Below are 18,174 nucleotides of genomic sequence, written 5' to 3'. Positions count from 1 at the left end.
CGTAAGTGTTAGCGCAATAGTAACATACCAGATATTTCATTGCAATAAGCAATGGCAACCTTCACTGCTTCATGAGTCATTAGCCCACCCACTCCGGTGTTACATATTCATTGGTAATTTTAATATTCACGTAAAAGGCGTCTTCGGATTATTTTAGTCTCTTTTTGGTCTTGAATGAAGCACATACCGATTAATTGGTCGCCCTACGCCTCCATAATTAACCTCTAGATAGACATATCCTGTCTTTGACAAATATTCGAGGTATCTTCTTGCTGTCACTCTCGCAATCCCAACCCCTTCGGCTGTTTCTTCTGCGGATAGCTTCCCACCTTTATCAGCCATTACCGCAAGCACTTGTTTAAGTGTTACTGGATTTAAACCCTTTGGCAGTTCTTCCATAGGTATAAACAATTCAGCAGGTGATGATGATTCGATAATGTTCTTGTCTCGTATTACACTCTGCCCTAGACTCTGCTCTAGTAGAGAAGATCCATCGTTCACAGTGCTATCCGTTCGGATCTCATCTCCCATTTGCAGAATACGATCAAGCTGCTCTTGGGTAACTGTATCATCGTCGGTTAACGTCTCGTATCGATCACGATAACGTTCCAATGTCCGTCTAACCCGCTCTAGTTTAAATGGCTTGATAATATAATCTACTGCACCATTTCGCATCATCGCTCGTAATGTTTCCGTCTCTTTGGCAGCCGTAACTACGATCACATCCACTGGTAGATTACGCGCTCTAATTTCCTGCAGCGTGCTAATTCCATCAAATAAAGGCATAAACACATCCAGAAAGATTAGATCCGGCTTCAGTTCTTCAATCATACGCAAGCCATCCTGACCGTTTCCTGCCGTACCAATGACTTTATAACCATTCACCCGTTCGATGAACATGCGGTTCACTTCCTGAACCATTGGATCATCTTCTATCAGCAATACTTGAACTATACGTTTACATTGCTCCTGCATCTCTTGTCGCCTCCTTCATCGGAAAAACGATTTCCATTGATGTTCCGAGTCCTGGGGAGGATTCACACCGAAGCAGCCCTTTACCTTTTGCAATAATCCCACTTATCAGAAATAGGCCTATCCCTCGATGCTCTCCATTTTTGGTCGAGAAGCTGCGTTCCAGCATTCTTGCTTTCGTGTCTTCTGTCATACCACAGCCATTATCCTCAACTAAGATCGATAAATAATCTTCATCTTGTCCAATGTACAGATACACTGTCTTCTGATCAACCTCGATATTGGAAAGTGCATCAAATGCATTTTCAATCAAATTGCCTACCAGAAGCACGATATCTCGTCGATCAAGCGAATCTGGAAATTGACGCAAGCCGCAATTCGGATCGATGATCACATCTATATCAAGCTCATGTCCTCGACTAATCTTACCGAGCAGTAAGCCTGCAACTCCATCATCCTCAAAATGCTCCTGCATAAATCTTGTTGTCTCTTCATGCTGATCAGATACCTCAAACAAATATCTTAATGCTTCTTCATGTTTTCCAAGCTGGAGAAGCCCCGCAACGGTATGCATTTTATTCATATGCTCATGATTTTGGGCTCGCAAGGCATTCACAAATTCTCGCACGCCTGTCAGTTCTTCTGCCATATGCGTAACCTCCGTGCGATCTTGAAAAATCGCTATGGCTCCCTGTGTAACACCCTGCTCGATTATGGGTATTCGATTGCTCCAAATGAGCGTATCGCCAACTAGCAATTCGTGGTTCAATAGCGGCATCTTTACCTTAAGTACTTCAGGCAAGCGAGAGTCTGGAATCACATCCCAAATGTTCACCCCAATAACATCCTTGGACACACCAAAAATGCGCTTAGCCCGTTCATTGAAAATCGTGATTCGCTCCTTGCTGTCGATGGCGATTACGCCTTCATGCATAGCTTGGAATGCTGCCGTATGTTCACGAAACATCGTGGCAATTTCATGCGGCTCTAGATTATACATCTCTTTCTTGATATGTTTCGCAAGCATCGCTGAACCCATCATTCCAAACGAAAGCGCTAATATAATCATTACCATAACCGATCTGAGTTGCTCGGGAAAAATATCCTTCATGGTAGGCAGCAGTCCTCCTGCCATTACAACGCCAACCTGCTCATGCTTCGCGTTCATGATTGGCACGAATGCCCGCAAGCCAACACCTGCTTCACCTTTTACTTTGGAAACATACATATGCTCAGCAAAAGCTGCATCCGCATCGTCGCCACTAAAATACGTTCCTATTCGGTCCGATAGAGGATGTGATAAGCGCTTGCGATTCATATCCAGCACGACAATATAATCAGCCTCATTCAGCATGCGAATTTTGTCAGCAACGGGAGCAATATGCTCTGCTCCATTCTGCTCATTGATATATTCTGCCACTCCTGGTAGATTAGCAACGGTTTGGGCAGTCGTAATAAGCCGTTGACGTAGGCCCTCTTCTTTGACGCTAGTCAAGCTTCCTAGCAAGACTTCCACAGCAATAAGGAGGGAGAACAGAACCAAACCGAATGAAAGTAAAATAATTTTCCAATAGATCCCTATTCGGTTCAAGTCTATTGCCCTCCTCTTCGAAATATTTACCTTTATCTGCTATTGTGCAATAATAAGTCTAATTTAGCAACTGGGAGGAGACAATTTTGAAAGCGATTGCAAGTATTGGGATGTTCATTATTGTTGGATTGTTAGCTGCATATCTCGTCGGATATCAACCAAACTGGAATGAACAGCTCTATCAGGATGATGAACAAACTGGACTTAAGCAACGGATCGTCATCAAATTCAGTCATGTAGTTGCTGAGAACACACCAAAGGGCCTCGCTGCAGCTGAATTCGCTGATCTAGTAAAGAGGAAATCAAAGGATCGCGTCGAGATACAAGTGTTCCCAAATGGCATGCTATATGGTGAGAATAATGAAGTTGCTGCACTTCAGCGTGGTGATATTCAAATGATAGCCCCATCCTTCTCAACCATGAGCGAGATCGATCCAGCATGGCTAGTAATGGATCTGCCATTTGCTTTCAAAGATCAGAATGAGGTTGAAAGCAAGCTGAATGGTTCGCTTGGAGACAAGCTATTCCAAACGCTCAAACCGCATGGCATGAAGGGAGTCGCCTTCTGGTCCAATGGCTTTAAACAAGTGACGAACAATGTACGGCCTATTCTGGGGCCTCAAGATTTCAAAGGACTAAAGTTTCGCATACAGCCCAGTCCATTAATTGAACGGCACATTAAGAACTGGGGAGGGAAGACAAGTGTTATTCCTTTTAACGACGCTTATCGCAATCTAGCCGACGGCTCAGTAGATGGTCAGGAAAACACCATATCGAATATCGTAAGCAAACGCCTCTACCAAGTACAGAAATATATGACGATTAGCAATCATGGATATTTGGGCTATGCCGTTATCTTCAACAAATCCTTCTGGGATAGCCTGCCTTCCGATGTGCAACAGATGCTCATGGAAGCACTGGATGAAACAACAGAGCAGGCAAATAAGAAAGCAGCTAGAAATGAGACTCATATGGACGAGATTAATACGAACCAGAATTTGCAGATTTCCATATTAACGAAAGAACAAACAGTGGAATGGAGGATAGCCTCAAAGGAGCTTTATAAAGATTTCGCATTGAAAATCGGAGCTGATGTAATGAGCGAAATCTCTGGACCTTAAAGACCAAAAAGAACAATATGACCATATGCTTGTCACCTTCTCCCCTCTCTCTTACACTTAAGCACATCGAATAAAGCGCTTACAATGGTGAAAGCGAGGGGTAAGAACATGAAGTTAAAAAAAATCATGAAAAACATGACCGTTCAAGTATTATTCGCGATTCTTCTTGGGGTTCTCTTCGGACAATTTTTCCCTAAATATGCCGTTGAACTGAAGGTGCTTGGAGACATCTTTATCAAGCTTATTAAGATGGTAATTGCACCAATCATCTTCTTCACCGTAGTACATGGAATCGCAAGCATGGGCGATATGAAAAAGGTCGGACGCATCGGTGGTAAGGCATTATTGTACTTTGAGATTGTAACAACCATAGCACTTACAATTGGCCTACTTGTAGTAAATATAGTTAAGCCAGGCTCTGGAATCGATATTTCAAAGGCTACAGGTGACGTTGCACAATATGCGGAGAAAGCGCATGATAATAGTGTAATGGGCTTCATCATGAACATCGTGCCTGATAATGTTATCGGGGCTTTTGCTAGCGGTGAGCTTCTTCCGGTATTGTTATTTGCAGTCCTGTTTGGTTTTGCTCTAACCGCTATTGGTGAAAAAGGGCAAGCCATCATTTCTTTATTCGATAAACTCTCACACGTATTTTTTGGTATCGTTAATATCATTATGAAGGTTTCACCAATTGCCGCTTTTGGTGCTATGTCATATACGGTTGGCAAATTTGGTCTTGGCTCGTTGTTCACACTTGGCAAGCTGATGGGTTCTGTTTATTTGACCATGTTCCTATTTATAATCGTCGTACTCGGATTCATCGCCAAAGTATTCGGATTCAACATCTTCAAGTTTATCTCTTACATTAAAGAAGAAATCTTACTAGTGCTTGGTACCTCTTCATCCGAATCTGCTCTGCCGCGAATGATGTCAAAGCTCGAGGCATATGGTGCTTCCAAATCCGTCGTGGGACTCGTTATACCAACAGGATACTCCTTCAACCTAGACGGTACATCGATTTATCTGTCAATGGCTGCGCTGTTTGTCGCTCAGGTATCTGGTGTTGATCTAAGCATCTGGCAGCAAATTACCCTTCTGTTCGTATTGATGCTAACTTCCAAAGGTGCTGCTGGGGTTACAGGATCAGGATTCATTACACTTGCTGCAACTTTAGCTGCTTTCCCATCAATTCCCATCGCAGGCATGGCCCTACTGCTGGGTGTTGACCGTTTCATGTCCGAAGCTCGCGCAATTACGAATTTAATCGGTAATGGTGTAGCAACAGTTGTTATCGCCAAGATGGAGAACGAATTTGATCCGAATCGATTAGAAGCTGATGAGTCTACTGTAACGAGCAGCAACAACATTGCATATAATTAAGGCTTTCAGAAATAGAATTGCAATTATTTGTAATTGTAAAAAGGATGAGTCTAGATCCATCAATAAATGTGGATCTTGCTTATCCTTTTTGTTAAAATGCTACTGTTTACAATGGTGACGAGAACTTGGTATAGATAAACAATGGTGTCCAGCTAGGATCCGTATAGGTAGTGACTTCCATCTTCTAGATCAGCATCCACCATCGATCTCTCCGGCACATCGCATTCCATATTTATTGAGAAAAGCATAGATCGCGTCTTGGGTCTCCTGTCCACCCTTCAACTGAATCAGTCCATCATAAAAATTAACCATAATCATATTATGTAAACATTCAATGACTTCCGGATAAGGGCGGATTACATCAGTGACATCCAACAGCGCCAGACCCAAGTACAGATTAAGAATGCATATCTGCTGCGTTTTTTCATCTAGCCACTCGTTCATGTTTTCATTCATCCATGTTGAAGCATCCATAGCGGCCATAGTTATACCCAAACTCTGTGGTCGAATAATATCTTTTTTTATTCCTGGACAATCTTTAGTGCGGACTGCATTTGGTATTTTCCTTACTGAGCATGGCTTATCACCCGCCTGTTCCTTCTACCCTGTCGCGCTCAACAGAATCAGTTAGTCTTCCGTCTTTCATACGGATTACACGATCTGTTGCTGATGCAACTAACGGGTCATGCGTGACGATAACCATGGTCACTTGCTTGTCTGTATTTATCTTGCGTAGCAAAGTCACTATCGCCTCCGATGTCACAGTATCTAAAGCTCCAGTAGGCTCATCAGCCCAGATGACGCAAGGATTATGGACAATAGCGCGGGCAATTGCAACCCGCTGGGCTTGTCCTCCGGACAATTCATGCGGCATGGCCTTCAACTTATCCGATAGCATGACATCTTCAAGTGCCGCCTTTGCAGCTTTGTGGGCAGCTGACCTCTGAGCGCCCTGACTGATAAGCGGCAATGCCACGTTATCAATGACATTCAACACAGGAATCAGATTGTATTGCTGATAGACAAAACCCATCGACGTCAATCTGAGTGCGGAGACATCTTTTTCGCTCATTTGGTGTATTGCTTGCTTGTCGAACCAAATCTCGCCACTGTCAGTTGGCTCAATACCTGACAGCGTATAAAGCAACGTGGACTTGCCACAACCAGATGGCCCCATAATGCTCACCATCTCGCCCCTATGAATGTGTAAATCCACCCCTGATAATGCGACTGTTTGTGGAGTCGCTACCATGCCGTAGTTCTTACGAACACCTTTGGCTACAATCATGATCGAGAAACCTCCTCTACCACGGGCATAAGACCTAATTGGGCAATCGTCCCTACGGGGAAATTAGGTAGCAACTCCCCAATCTCGGGTACAACACGTTGTTGCACCTTTTTCAAGAATTTCCTGTAACCTATATGTTCCATCAGTCACCCTCCCCCCATGTTACTCTGTCCGACTGATCTGTATACGTCTTAATTCGGCTGTGCTGAATCGGTTGAACAACCAGATGAAGATCAGCAACCCGATGATGAGACCTATCACTTTCAGATAAGGGAACGAAAACTCAACACCCATCCACGCCAAACGCATCAGCATCTCCGAACCGAGCCTTCCGACCACAATACCGCTAATCAACCCAATGATACCAATTAGACAACCCTCTACGATAAAAACTTGTTTCAACGACTTGTGACTGACCCCCATCTGCCATAACATAACCAAATGGGGAACCCGCTCCTGTACCGATCGAATCTGAATCACATACATGCCGAGTAAGGCCATAAGCATCATGAATGACATAATGTAAGAGAACAGCGTGAATTCAGCTTTAACAATCATCGTAATGATTGCCTGGTTCTCACCAGGCGTACTCACCGTAACACCAGTTGTTTTTGTAAAATGGTATTTCAGTGTCTTTATGGAATCTACCGTCGTCACATCTGTATCAGTCAACTGCAACAGCGCATAGCCTTTGGGCTCTCCAGGCCACTTATAAGCGCCGTTTGTGCTATATTTATTGTAGAGTTCGTCAGCCACTATAAATACGCTGCCCCTTTGGAAGCGGTTATCCTCACCAATGGCGAACGTTCCCGCTACCGTGACCACTTCCTCTCCAATCAGGTTCTCTTCTTTGGCTCCACCTTTCAATAAACGAAGCGGAATCTGATCGCCTACTCGGTACGTGCCTTCCAATTTATCATCCACGAGAACGACAGATGCTTGATCGCTCATGGCCTGAAAAACCTCCGCATCACTCTTAAATTGCGGCGCACGGGAGGCAAGCGGTAATTGGTAGCCCTCCCCTAGCCATTTTCCCCACACAACTTGCGAATATGCCCATTTGTTACCATTCGTAGGGGGTGTTACTTCTGTAAGATCAACTGCATTGTCGGGAGATGAAACCATGATTCTGTACGTATCCACGTAGGCAGCACTTTGGACGAGTTCTTGCACTTCATTCATATTGACTGTCAGCTTATCTTTTTCCATCTCATCGACATAAGCCATATAGGCGTCGGCAGCCATAAAAGAATCTCTCTTGTTCTGAGCGGCATAATCTTCAACATTGGAAGCGAAACTTATCATCACAATCGAACAGCAGGATAATACCGTAAACAACAAAACGATGCCAAATGAGCGACTAAACCGCATATGCGGGTACTGCGTGCCTAACGTAAAAGCCAAACGATCCAACCATCGATGCGGCAAAACAGAGGATGCCCGTTTCATCCAAGGTACAATAAGAAACATCAGATAAGCAGTTGTTATAATTCCAACAAGCCAACTTATAATCGAACCGAATACTTTTGCACTAAGCCTATCGCCATCTGAAAGCCCCTCTGTGGCGAAATAATTGAAATAAATGAATGCCGCTGTGACAAGGAGACAACCTAAGATTTTGAGCAGACGCTTCTGTGCTGGATTCACACGATTATCCTCCTTGCCCATTAGGTGCAGAATGGATGTGCGCTTAATGAAACGCCCGACAAAACAAGCGAGGAGTAAGAAAACAATAAACATGGTCAACGCGATCCAGCATGTTGCCGTCACATCAACGTGGGGTTGGATTGGATAGGCGTAAGCGGAATACCGTTCCAATAACTGTTCGATAAAAAATACATTCACAGACAGCAATCCGAAACCGAGTACATTCCCGAGAACAACTCCCGAGATGGTAATGACCGCACACAGCAACGTACACTCACTCAAGTAGATGACAAAGCAGTTGCGGTTACTGAGTCCAAGCGATTGGAGCACGCCAAGATAATATTTGCGCCTTTCTTTCAGAATATTAAACAACTGCGCCAACAGCAGAATTCCAGCGAACAATGAAACCGCGACAAAAAACAAAAATGGAGGCGTGAAAATACTCTCCACCATCGACATATGAGATAGCGCTTCTTTTTTGATTGCTCTCTCCGTGAGATCCGTAAAGAAGGAATTTCCTGGTAATGATGAATACATATTGTCCGTCGCCAGTAAGATACTGTGTGCGCTTGCTTCTGGAACGCCGAATTTCTGATGCGCAAGCGTATCCGAGAGAATAACTGTCCCTTGTGCCCGCACTGTTCCGCGAAAACCTGTTAATCCGCGTTCCTCTACTATATTCCGAATCGTTAAAGGCACTTCTTGCCCAGCAAACGAGATTACCATTGTTTCACCGACACCAAGTCCCAACCGCCGTGCCAGTGGAACCGATACAATCGCTTCTTCTGTTGTCAGGATTTCAGTAGACCACAGCGATTGCTTCGGTTCCAATTCCCGAGCATTTTGAAAATCAAATCCTATCGCAACGATGCTATCTTCCCTAGCTTCATCATTATTCCCGCTGTGCACGGAAACGACCTGAGACATGTAGGGAAGACTGGTAATATTTCTGGTTTTAAGTTTCGTCTTAACTTTTCCAATCTGAGCCTCGGTCAACTCAAGTCCGACACGCGGATAAATCTCTGTACCAATTACACCAAAGTGTTTTTCTTCCCATTGTAATTTGTTATGTGTAATAGAAGAAATGACAAAATAACAAGAAAAAATCAGAACGACACCGATAGACCCTATACATACGGTGAGTAGCGTTTGCCGTATCTGGGCTATGAAATTTCTGGCTCCCATTTTCCAAAATATGTACATTGTAGCACCAACTTTCTCTTACGGGCGCTTATAATCCCCTTAATGCAGACACAAAGAGTAAATCTAAAGATGCTCATTTGAAAAATATAAGTTTGATATCAATCGACAATGTGTTTGAATGCTGCTTGATCCCCAGCTAGCACTTGTCTAATGATTTGTTCATCTTGAAAGAATCCCTCCTCCTTTCCCTACATAAATAGACGCTCGAATTAGTCCAAACCCTACACTTTTTCAAATTATTTATTTTTTCTCGTAATTGCCTAAAAAACTGAGTTAACAATTGACTGCATTCTATTTGAAGTACGCCTGTATGGAGTTCAACTTGATGGGTAAACCGTGGCTCATCTGCCATCACGCGGTTTGCAAACTATAAGGCACAGAATGTTCTTCTTGGATGTGGCGCAGAAGTATACGAGGTTAAGAGCTGTAGGTTCTGCACCAATTCGTCGGGGAAAGGAAAGAGAGACCCTAGAATGTCGGATGTACCGGTTTGCAAACACGCTCTAGGACATTTTTTTCACTAATGTATGTTAGGAATGCATTTTATTTCTTGAAGCCTTTAAGTGGATACATTTCCCGTTACATGAAATAGACGTGTTCATGCGAACCTCGTCCATGAGCGCAGCGTTTGGGACACATCGGCACCATCGAGAATCATGCTGTGGATGTCTTCGTTAATGAGCTGACGGGACGCGTTCCACTTCTCATTCAGGTAATAGCCGCTTGGTTGTACATAGTCGAGCTCCTCCATGTAACGCGACCAAAGGCGGTGTTCGGTTAAACCTCGCTCTTTCGCCTGAGAGTGTGTGATAGGAAGCGGCCAAGAATGCTGCTCAATGAGATAATGGTGTAGAAACTTCCAGGCTAGTCGAGGGTTCTTCGACTTCGATGTAACACCGGCCGCGCCCATGTAGATCATGTTCGATTGAACGTTCTCCTGCATTTTCGGCAGACCAACCACCCCGAACTTTTCGTCGATCTTGTGGTAGATCAAATCGCCAGTAAACCACATAAATCCGAAGATCATCGCAAAACCCTCATGAAGCTGACCTGCTTCGGAAGGCTCTCCCGGCTTCCGAATAATCTCGTGTACACGATAGGCGTCAATTAGCTTACGGAACGCTTCGATGGTCGCCGGACTGTCGACAAATCCCCTAGCGGTAGAGCCGTTCGGAGACAGATAGCTTCCACCATTCCGAAATATAAACGGCTCATAATACTCGATATCTACGGCGATGCCAAAGCCAAACTGTGAAGCAACGCCATGCTCATTGCGGATCGTCAACTTTTTTCCCAGCTCGATAAAATCGTCCCATGTCATATCCTCGGTCGGATAAGCCAGTCCGGCACGGTCAAACAGTTCTTTATTATAGACAAAAAGCGGTATGCTTACATCTACTGGAAGTCCTGGCAGCATGCCGTTGTGTCGTGCAACCCTCATTGGCCCTTGGTATAGATCCTCTTCGAGTCCGTCGACTTCTGCGACATAGGGATTTAAATCTACGAACATGTCTTTATTGTTAAACAACGACCACCCGCCCGACTCAATGATATCCGGTGCCTCCTCGGATTCATAGGCGTTCTTTGATTCAAAATGATCGGTCGATTGCTCGATGATGATTGTTACACCAGGATTGGCCCGTTCGAATGACTCCTTAGCATCTATTACTCTTTGCAAATGTTGAAACTCCGTCATAAACCGCAACTCTTTCATTGTCCACTTCCCTCTTCCCCAGCCTTTACGGCAAGCATTTTCTCTAGATAATCAACCGCGGCGCATTCGAAGGCCTTGGCTTTCTCCAACTGCAACGCGCAAACTTCACGCATGTCCGGAGATAGAATCTCCGACGTTCGGATGAACGGAACAAGCTTACAAAGTTCAGTCATCTCGTCTGCGGCCTGCTCATAGGCTTCTGACGCCAGCATCGCCAGCCGCTTCGCCTCTCCTTCAAGAGGTATGCCACGCAGGTAAAGTCCCGCATACCGCTTCGCTTCGGCATAAACTGCGGAAAGCTGTCCCATCCCGTAATGGTTCGGCGCAACATGAGGGTTTCGCAGATGGCCAATCCAGCGATCATATGCCGCCATTCCGTACGTGTAATTCAAGTACGTAGTTCGTGGGCGATATGCACAACCATACTTTGCATAGTCGATTGCGAACTGTATCGTTCGTTGTGCTTGCTCACGGGCTACTATCTCCCTAGTTAACCGTGCAGTTTCTACTGCTATTTGTTCCGGCTTACTGCTGAAACCAGCTAAAAACCGGATGGGATTATTGATTACATCGTCATACGACAGTGTTTTGCCTTCTGGCCGAGCCGGATCGGTGAGATGAACGACTCTTCCCTGGTCATCATATCCATAGATAACCGACCATTCATGAACAAATAGCCTGGTAACAAGCGTATCAAAGTACAGAACCGGCTTCCCGGCGTCGATGTGTCTGCGAATGAACGGAAGCACTGCCTCCTCGATCGGGTGCACGACTGGGAATCGTTCCACCGCCCCGAGCAGCGGGGTGGGCGAATCCGACAGTCGACCGCATAGTATCGATACTTCGTAGCCGATTTCTCTCATCAGCTCAAGCAGCATGGCTCTCCAGTCAAACACGCAGATTCCGTCGGCGAACGTTGTTTTATCCGAGATCTTCATGCGGAATGCGAACGTAGACAATCCCATGAGTTCTGCGGCATCCCACCTGTCGCCTACTGAAGCAAGCATCCGCCCAATGCTGTTTACGAACGTCGACATGACTAGTGGCTCTGCTTGCCATGACCGTAGCTCAAGTATGTTTGGTTTGGACAATCCATTCCCTCCCTTCTTCTCAGGTAAAAGGCCTAAAGAGACGCGAATATGCTCCTTACGGAGCCTCGAATATATCTCGCTCTTTTCTACTCAAACAATGCAGCAACGTATGAATCGTTTCGTATATCTCCTTGCGCAATAGGTGCTCCGCAGGGTCCTGCTCTCTCATCGCTGCATCCGTCGCCGTACGTGCTAGATGATGGAGAATGCTGTCCAGGTCATCCCAGTCAACCTGTGAACCGTTTGTTCCCGAGGAGGTGATGGAAACGAATGGCCGTTCATTCCGGTGAGGACCGCCCCGTCGCAATCGCATGTTCGCTTGATTTCGCACAATACGATAAAACCAAGGAAGAAAACGGCTGGTATCGACGAGTGTACCCATATGCATAAACGCGCGTATAAGCGCATCCTGTACAACATCGTCGGCCATGTGGGGATCCCTTGTCAGCCGTTCCGCTAAGCTGCGCGCTTTACCTCGATGTTGCTCGATCAACGCACCAAACGCCTCGGTATCCCCTTGCTGCGCACGCTCCACCAGAGACTGATCCCGATCGCAGGACATCATCCCGAATGATCCAGCCTTGGTAGCTGCACGTACTCCATTTTCCGCTGAGAATGTCAAGTTTTCCTCCTCGCGTCTCTTCGCCCTATCATATAGATGCCAATCAGTCGCTCGATTTGAACTTAATCTATAAAAAAGTTTTCGGATATTTTTAATTGCCGATTTCGTCAACTGACTTCTATTACGATCCATTAAAATCCTGCACATCATAGCAAAGATAAAACGAAAAAAGGCTGCCTCAAACGTCCATATGGACGACTTTTTGGCAGCCTTCCCTTAATCCTTTATCAATTATGGTTTTGGCATACCGTAATTACGTTGAAATCATCATCACGCATATTGAAAAAAGATACATACTCATTTCGCATAATCCCACCATAAATGATTTGGAATCCCAAGCTTTCAATTAAAGCGGCCGCTTCATCTATATCCTCAGCGGGTACAAAGCAAAGCGGCGAACCTTTATCTGGAACTGGAATATTATCCATTCCATTGGAATCGATCATAATGTCCATTCCGTTCGGCAGATGCAGGATATGCAAATGATCGAAACGCTCCTGCTGTTCGTTCGAGAGGTTAAACAGTTTGCTGTATTGCTCTGCTGACTTTTCAAGATTTCTGGACCAAAGAATTACAGAACTTATCTGACTCCGAATGGGATTCTTGTTTTCTACAGGGCTAATCATTTTTGTTTTCCTCCTTGTTTTGAGCCAAAATTAATTCTTCTCACGCCAATCTAGATTTGGGTCTTTCTGTAGCTGAACCGGGACGTTAAGTGCTTTCCCTGCTTCGAGCAACATCTCTTTACAGAAATAATAACCTCGATGATACACAATCCGATTGTCCTCGAATTCATATTCACCAATATCGTGAAGAACAAGCCCAAGCTCCGTTTCAGCCAATACTACAAATACTTTCCGACCCCACAAAAGCTCCAACGAAACATGCAAAACCGGCCCTATGTGTTTGAAAGAACCATTTAGCATATCTCTCTTCGAATATTCCTGAAATCCGGGTTTTGCATCATTATGAATACTTTCTTCAAACATTCCGAGAATTCTGTCCACATCGCCGTCTCTCAATGCCTGAAGTAAGGTATCGAGAAGCATACCATTCGATTCTTCTACCTTCTCTTGATGAATTTGCTCCGGTAGCATGTTGCGATGCTTGCGGATATTCGTCCTCGCACGGTTAAGAGCTGCATAGACCGAACCTTCACTCATTCGTACCATTCCGGCTACGTCGGGAGCAGTAAAACCGTATACTTCCATGAGCAAGAACACAGCGATTTGCCTTTGCGGTAGATACTGAACTAATACTTCTAGCGCCTCAATCACTTCCAATGGATCAACCGTTTCTTCGGGAATATCATTGGAGTCCAGTTCTACATATGTATCCATTGAAATCTTTTTCTTCCGAAGCCCATCAATTCTCGTATTAGTAGCAATACGGAACAAGTAAGATTTCACTGCGAGAGGGTGCCAGATTTGGGCCATTGTCGCAAAAGCTTTCAATAATGTATCTTGAAATAGATCTTCTCCATCCCAGGGAGAACCCGTTACATAACGGCAATATCTCCAAAGTGATTGGCGATGTGGCTCGATCAACTCCTCGAATTTCTTATGTAATGCTCGAGTCTCTTCAACAATCGGATCGCAAGATTCGGACATAGCTTCAATCCCTTCCTGTTTTCCTTATGTAAGACGTTTAGAATGATGAAAATCATACGGTCGCATTAAAAATCTTTTTTGAAAAATTCAAATAAAAACTCGTTGCAAAGAAAGGAGTCTCTGCATGGTCCATATGTTGATGAAAGAAATTTGGTGTCTCTTATTTATTTCCAGTCCTCCGAACACGCGGGTCAACCACCGAATAGAGCACATCCGCCAACCAATTGGCCACGATGATAAAAGCAGACAAAACCAGAATGATTGCAATCAAAACCGGAAAATCCCGCTTTAAGGCGGAGTGCAGCATCAAGAGGCCCAGTCCGTACTAATTAAATACATTTTCAACAATAGCTAATCCGCCTATAAGTGCGGGAATATCGAGCGCAATTAACGTAATAATTGGGATCAGGGCATTTTTCAATGCGTGACGGTATATTACACCTCTATCGGATACTCCTTTGGCTCTGGCAGTCAACAGGTATCGGGAGTCCAAAACTTCTAACATTCCGTTTCGAATGAACTTTAAATAATAGGCTAGCATACCTAAGATTACCGTCGATACGGGAAGTATCATATGCTGAATTAAGTCAAGGATATTGCCTTCTTCCGTAGGCGTATGCATGCTGCTGGGCGGCAACCACAGCAAGTTCATGGCAAAAATCTGCTGTAGCCAGTAACCCAGTACAAAGGCGGGTACGATAAATCCGATGAACCCAAATAACATAGCCAGCCAGTCTGATATACCATACGGCTTAATACTGTTATGTATCCCCCATGGTATAGCGATCATCAACGTAATGACCCAGGCCGTCCCCAGAAGGATAAAGCTGTTTTGTGCATATACCCATAAGTAGCTATCAATCGGATTAAACTGATAATCCAGTCCCAAATAACCATTTGTGAGACCTTTGAGCCAATGGATATATTGCAAATATATTGGTAGATCGAGTCCGTGAAGATGCTTTTGCTCTTCTACCCATTTATGCTGCTCTTCCGTCATTCCAAAGCCCGCCCAAGGATTCCCTGGCATGGAATGCATGAGAACAAAAGATATGGAAGAAACCACAAACAATACGAAGATGGATTGCAATGTACGGTTAATAATATATTTCCACACATGTATTCCCCCATTTGATCCCTTGATTCCCGGATATCATATCATCTCCACCAATCTATTTCCACATATTAGTAGAAATGGCCACTGATATTACCTCGTCTTAAAGCGAGATAGTCGCTGGATGCGCTGTTCAGTTAGCCAGTGCAGGGTTGTCTGCTGACTCTGCTTCCTCGCTACCGAGTTGCTTCCCCGAGTTATGTAGCTGCTCTCATAAGGGGGCGGCAGTCCCAATCCAAAACGATCAGCGAAGCATATTCTGATGATTACCGACAATGAAAAGGAGCGGATTCTCATTGGCCTCGAACTCTGATATCAAAATTGATGTTGTCATTCCGGCTATCGACAAAGATTTAGACACGCTTCCCCATGTGATCGACGGTGTAAGGAAATACGTGCGGCATCCCATCGGCCAGATTTTCGTTGTAGCGCCGAACAGCCCTAAAATCAAAGCAGTCTGCCATCTCAAAGGCTGTACCTTCATTCATGAAAATACGGTTCTCCCCCTGCAAAAAAAACAGATCGCGTATCGTTCCAAGAGATGGGAGAGATCCGGTTGGTTATACCAGCAGCTGCTGAAGCTCGGTAGCAGTTCCGTTGCGAAAGAGAGGCATTTCTTGGTTATCGACGCCGATACCGTGTTGATTCGGCCGCACCGGTTCTACGCCGACGGCAAGCAACTGTTCTATTGCCGTAACTGGAGCCAGCCTGAATATTTCGTCACCTATCGCAAGTTACTAGGAACAAAAGCCCCACGTCCCCGTTCTTTCGTGACGCACTACATGTTGTTCGACAAAACGAAACTGCGGTCGCTCAAGAACAAAATCGAAGCGAGGCATGGAACCAAGTGGTTTAAAGCCATTCTGAAAAGCGTCAACCGAAAAAAGCAGTTCGGATTTTCTGAATATGAAACGTTCGGAAATTACGTCTATTCCGTTGGCCCCGGGAAAGTTCGACTCAAAAGCGCGCTTAACAAAAGTCTATCGACCAGCCCATCCGCTCTATCGGAATCTGCCGTCGGCAAGCTGGCCAAGCGCTACCGATCGCTGTCTTTTCACAAAAGAAAGAGTTACGCCCGAAGCGCAAAGTAGCCGGATAAGCCAGCTTTCGTTTATGCCCAAATTTCATCTCCATCTCCACATATGCCTGAATCGTAGGGAGATAGAGTCAGCATATATTACATGGCAGGAGGTGTCGAAGCTTGAAAACATCCGTTCGAAAGAACGTTTTAAGCAAATGGCTGAAAACAAAGGCCATTTTGAAAGACCCGAAAGTCCGCATGCGGGTGCCTGAAACCCGCAGAATGAACGAAAAGTCACTTGGAGAGATGCTTCGCCGCTATTCCATGGTTTACATCAAACCGGAAGCGGGCACTTACGGCAAAGGAGTCATGCGCGTAGAACAAGGCAACGACTCCTATTCGTATCAAGAGAAAGAAAAGAAACGCGTGTTCGATTCGTTCCCTTCCATGTATCGGTCTATCGTTCGCACCAAACGTAAACGTCCTTATTTGGTTCAGAAAGGAATCCATCTCTTGAAGTACAAGGGCCGCCGGTTCGATATCCGCGTTATGGTCCAGCGCAATCACAAGCACGCTTGGGAGATGACCGGCATGATCGGTCGGGTCGCTCACCCGAGGAAGATCGTGACGAATTACCATAGCGGCGGCAAACCGACGGAAGTTCGGACGTTGCTGAAGCCTTTTGTTTCTGGAGAGAAACTGTCCAAAATGGAGAAGACCCTTTCCAAAGCTGGGTATGACGCAGCCAAAGCTCTCAGCCGCACGTATCCCGGACTCAACATGGTCGGCGCGGATATTGGCTTAGACAACCAACTGCGCCCTTGGATCATCGAGCTGAATACGAATCCCGACCCTTATATATTCCGGCACTTAGCCGACAAGAGCATCGCCCGCAAAGTGCTAAGTTACGCCAGCGCCTTGAAGCGTATCCCTCCGTCCAAGTCCAAGGCGAAGCGGTATAGCAAGCGATCTCTTTCCCGAAATACCTGACTGCGGCTTATATTTATAAGAGTATGATTGCAACAACGGCTGCTGATACAAATCAGCAGCCGCGTTATCATCAATCGTAATTATTCATTTGTGACGAATAGTCAATCGCCCTTTGTACGGACTCCTTATAGCTCATATGCATTTCACCTGTTTCTATATCTTCTTGTTCATCATTATATCAGTGGAATATATCTCCAATATATTCAAATTTCTCAAAAAATAAAGATTGCCATGGTTAGGCAGTCTTGTAGTTGTTCTAGGGGGCTTTTTCAACTATTACAAATTTCGATATACTCTTCTGTTCCATGGACGCGAATTCGTTGTCCATCTTTTATCCATTGGTGCACTCTTCTGCCGACTGAACGAAACTACTTGATCATACACTGGCCCCAGCCTGGCCGCTAGTGGGGCATATTTGACGTTCACCTTTACACCTTACCGCCCTCGTCTTCAATAATTCTCATGGCTTTATCAAAAGATTTCTCCTCCACCACAACAGTCAGCAAAATATCTCTTCCGGTGGGTCCACCCTGACCCCCGTCACTCATCCCGCTTGCCGATACATTTGTAGCAGCTAAAACGTTGGTGGAATCACCACCGAGCGTGTTCCCGAAGGTCACGGATGTTGAACTGCCCATCTTGCCGGATAGATTCGGCGGACCGTATGAATCATTGGCTGGATACATGCTGAAACGAAACTCTCTAGTCAACCTATCGATTCCCGGCAACAAGCCGATGGTGGAAATCGTAATTCTTCGATGTCCTAAACCGAAGAGATGCGGGTTGGCGAGCGCCTCCCCCATACCC

14 protein-coding genes and 2 pseudogenes are annotated in these 18,174 nt (G+C 45.2%); 4 read left to right on the top strand and 12 right to left on the bottom strand.

Annotation, left to right across the window (positions count from 1 at the left end; all coding sequences use genetic code 11):
* Positions 1-153: 153 nt before the first annotated feature.
* Together BBG47_RS24895 and BBG47_RS24890 are read right to left on the bottom strand one after the other, a co-directional pair.
* Complete coding sequence (locus tag BBG47_RS24895) at positions 154-975, bottom strand: response regulator (protein ID WP_083189593.1); 822 nt, start codon at positions 973-975, stop codon at positions 154-156.
* Positions 959-2,563, bottom strand: coding sequence for an ATP-binding protein (locus tag BBG47_RS24890; protein WP_065293976.1), 1,605 nt, complete (start codon positions 2,561-2,563; stop codon positions 959-961). Before BBG47_RS24890 ends, BBG47_RS24895 begins: the two co-directional genes overlap by 17 nt.
* An 86-nt stretch (positions 2,564-2,649) precedes the next feature.
* Here BBG47_RS24890 and BBG47_RS24885 point away from each other — a divergent pair, with 86 nt between their 5' ends.
* Together BBG47_RS24885 and BBG47_RS24880 are read left to right on the top strand one after the other, a co-directional pair.
* Positions 2,650-3,684, top strand: a complete 1,035-nt coding sequence (locus tag BBG47_RS24885) for a DctP family TRAP transporter solute-binding subunit (protein ID WP_065293975.1) — start codon at positions 2,650-2,652, stop codon at positions 3,682-3,684.
* A gap of 108 nt (positions 3,685-3,792) precedes the next feature.
* Positions 3,793-5,067, top strand: a complete 1,275-nt coding sequence (locus BBG47_RS24880) for a dicarboxylate/amino acid:cation symporter (protein WP_065293974.1) — start codon at positions 3,793-3,795, stop codon at positions 5,065-5,067.
* A gap of 189 nt (positions 5,068-5,256) precedes the next feature.
* Here BBG47_RS24880 and BBG47_RS24875 read toward each other — a convergent pair whose 3' ends face one another.
* From BBG47_RS24875 to BBG47_RS24835, 9 genes and pseudogenes are all read right to left on the bottom strand, one after another.
* Positions 5,257-5,511 (bottom strand): PEP-utilizing enzyme, encoded by a 255-nt coding sequence (locus BBG47_RS24875; RefSeq protein WP_139070761.1) that lies wholly within the window; start codon positions 5,509-5,511, stop codon positions 5,257-5,259.
* Positions 5,512-5,650: 139 nt separating this feature from the next.
* Positions 5,651-6,355 carry an ABC transporter ATP-binding protein gene (locus tag BBG47_RS24870; RefSeq protein WP_065293972.1) on the bottom strand — a complete coding sequence of 235 codons (705 nt, stop codon included), beginning with the start codon at positions 6,353-6,355 and terminating at the stop codon, positions 5,651-5,653.
* 162 nt (positions 6,356-6,517) lie between these two features.
* The gene (locus BBG47_RS24865; RefSeq protein ID WP_175400630.1) at positions 6,518-8,929 is read right to left on the bottom strand and encodes an ABC transporter permease; all 2,412 of its coding nucleotides are present in this window, start codon (positions 8,927-8,929) and stop codon (positions 6,518-6,520) included.
* Positions 8,930-9,803: 874 nt separating this feature from the next.
* Positions 9,804-10,919: an extracellular solute-binding protein gene (locus tag BBG47_RS24860; protein WP_065293970.1), complete on the bottom strand. Its 1,116-nt coding sequence runs from the start codon at positions 10,917-10,919 to the stop codon at positions 9,804-9,806.
* A complete protein-coding gene (locus BBG47_RS24855) occupies positions 10,916-12,010 on the bottom strand; it encodes a cysteine peptidase family C39 domain-containing protein (protein ID WP_065293969.1) in 1,095 nt (364 codons plus the stop codon). The genes BBG47_RS24860 and BBG47_RS24855 overlap by 4 nt, the downstream gene beginning before the upstream one ends.
* A gap of 55 nt (positions 12,011-12,065) precedes the next feature.
* Complete coding sequence (locus BBG47_RS24850) at positions 12,066-12,632, bottom strand: RNA polymerase sigma factor (protein ID WP_065293968.1); 567 nt, start codon at positions 12,630-12,632, stop codon at positions 12,066-12,068.
* A 227-nt stretch (positions 12,633-12,859) separates the two neighbouring features.
* Positions 12,860-13,258, bottom strand: coding sequence for a VOC family protein (locus BBG47_RS24845; RefSeq protein ID WP_065293967.1), 399 nt, complete (start codon positions 13,256-13,258; stop codon positions 12,860-12,862).
* Between the two features lie 30 nt (positions 13,259-13,288).
* Entirely contained in the window at positions 13,289-14,242 is a 954-nt protein-coding gene (locus BBG47_RS24840) for an RNA polymerase sigma factor (RefSeq protein WP_065293966.1), read from the bottom strand.
* 160 nt (positions 14,243-14,402) lie between these two features.
* Positions 14,403-15,359 (bottom strand): annotated as a pseudogene (locus BBG47_RS24835) (ABC transporter permease).
* A gap of 272 nt (positions 15,360-15,631) precedes the next feature.
* On the opposite strand from BBG47_RS24835, the gene BBG47_RS24830 reads away from it, so the two are divergent.
* Complete coding sequence (locus tag BBG47_RS24830) at positions 15,632-16,447, top strand: DUF6492 family protein (protein WP_065293965.1); 816 nt, start codon at positions 15,632-15,634, stop codon at positions 16,445-16,447.
* 110 nt (positions 16,448-16,557) lie between these two features.
* Entirely contained in the window at positions 16,558-17,367 is an 810-nt protein-coding gene (locus BBG47_RS24825) for a YheC/YheD family protein (RefSeq protein ID WP_065293964.1), read from the top strand.
* A gap of 695 nt (positions 17,368-18,062) precedes the next feature.
* On the opposite strand, the pseudogene BBG47_RS31460 reads toward BBG47_RS24825, so the two are convergent.
* Positions 18,063-18,174 (bottom strand): annotated as a pseudogene (locus tag BBG47_RS31460) (23S rRNA (adenine(2503)-C(8))-methyltransferase ClbB); the annotation flags it as partial.

Source organism: Paenibacillus sp. KS1 (assembly GCF_001680695.1).
GTDB classification, from domain to species: domain Bacteria; phylum Bacillota; class Bacilli; order Paenibacillales; family Paenibacillaceae; genus Paenibacillus_B; species Paenibacillus_B suaedae.
The sequence above is the reverse complement of the archived record's forward strand: the minus strand, read 5'-3'. Positions and strand labels throughout refer to the sequence as shown.

What these genes read in the sequence shown, in the direction of transcription:
- BBG47_RS24860 (WP_065293970.1), bottom strand. Translation starts at nt 10,919, where the DNA reads ATGAAAGAGTTGCGGTTTATGACGGAGTTTCAACATTTGCAAAGAGTA.
- BBG47_RS24870 (WP_065293972.1), bottom strand. Translation starts at nt 6,355, where the DNA reads ATGATTGTAGCCAAAGGTGTTCGTAAGAACTACGGCATGGTAGCGACT.
- BBG47_RS24880 (WP_065293974.1), top strand. Translation starts at nt 3,793, where the DNA reads ATGAAGTTAAAAAAAATCATGAAAAACATGACCGTTCAAGTATTATTC.
- BBG47_RS24895 (WP_083189593.1), bottom strand. Translation starts at nt 975, where the DNA reads ATGCAGGAGCAATGTAAACGTATAGTTCAAGTATTGCTGATAGAAGAT.
- BBG47_RS24845 (WP_065293967.1), bottom strand. Translation starts at nt 13,258, where the DNA reads ATGATTAGCCCTGTAGAAAACAAGAATCCCATTCGGAGTCAGATAAGT.
- BBG47_RS24865 (WP_175400630.1), bottom strand. Translation starts at nt 8,929, where the DNA reads ATGTCTCAGGTCGTTTCCGTGCACAGCGGGAATAATGATGAAGCTAGG.
- BBG47_RS24840 (WP_065293966.1), bottom strand. Translation starts at nt 14,242, where the DNA reads ATGTCCGAATCTTGCGATCCGATTGTTGAAGAGACTCGAGCATTACAT.
- BBG47_RS24830 (WP_065293965.1), top strand. Translation starts at nt 15,632, where the DNA reads ATGAAAAGGAGCGGATTCTCATTGGCCTCGAACTCTGATATCAAAATT.
- BBG47_RS24875 (WP_139070761.1), bottom strand. Translation starts at nt 5,511, where the DNA reads ATGAACGAGTGGCTAGATGAAAAAACGCAGCAGATATGCATTCTTAAT.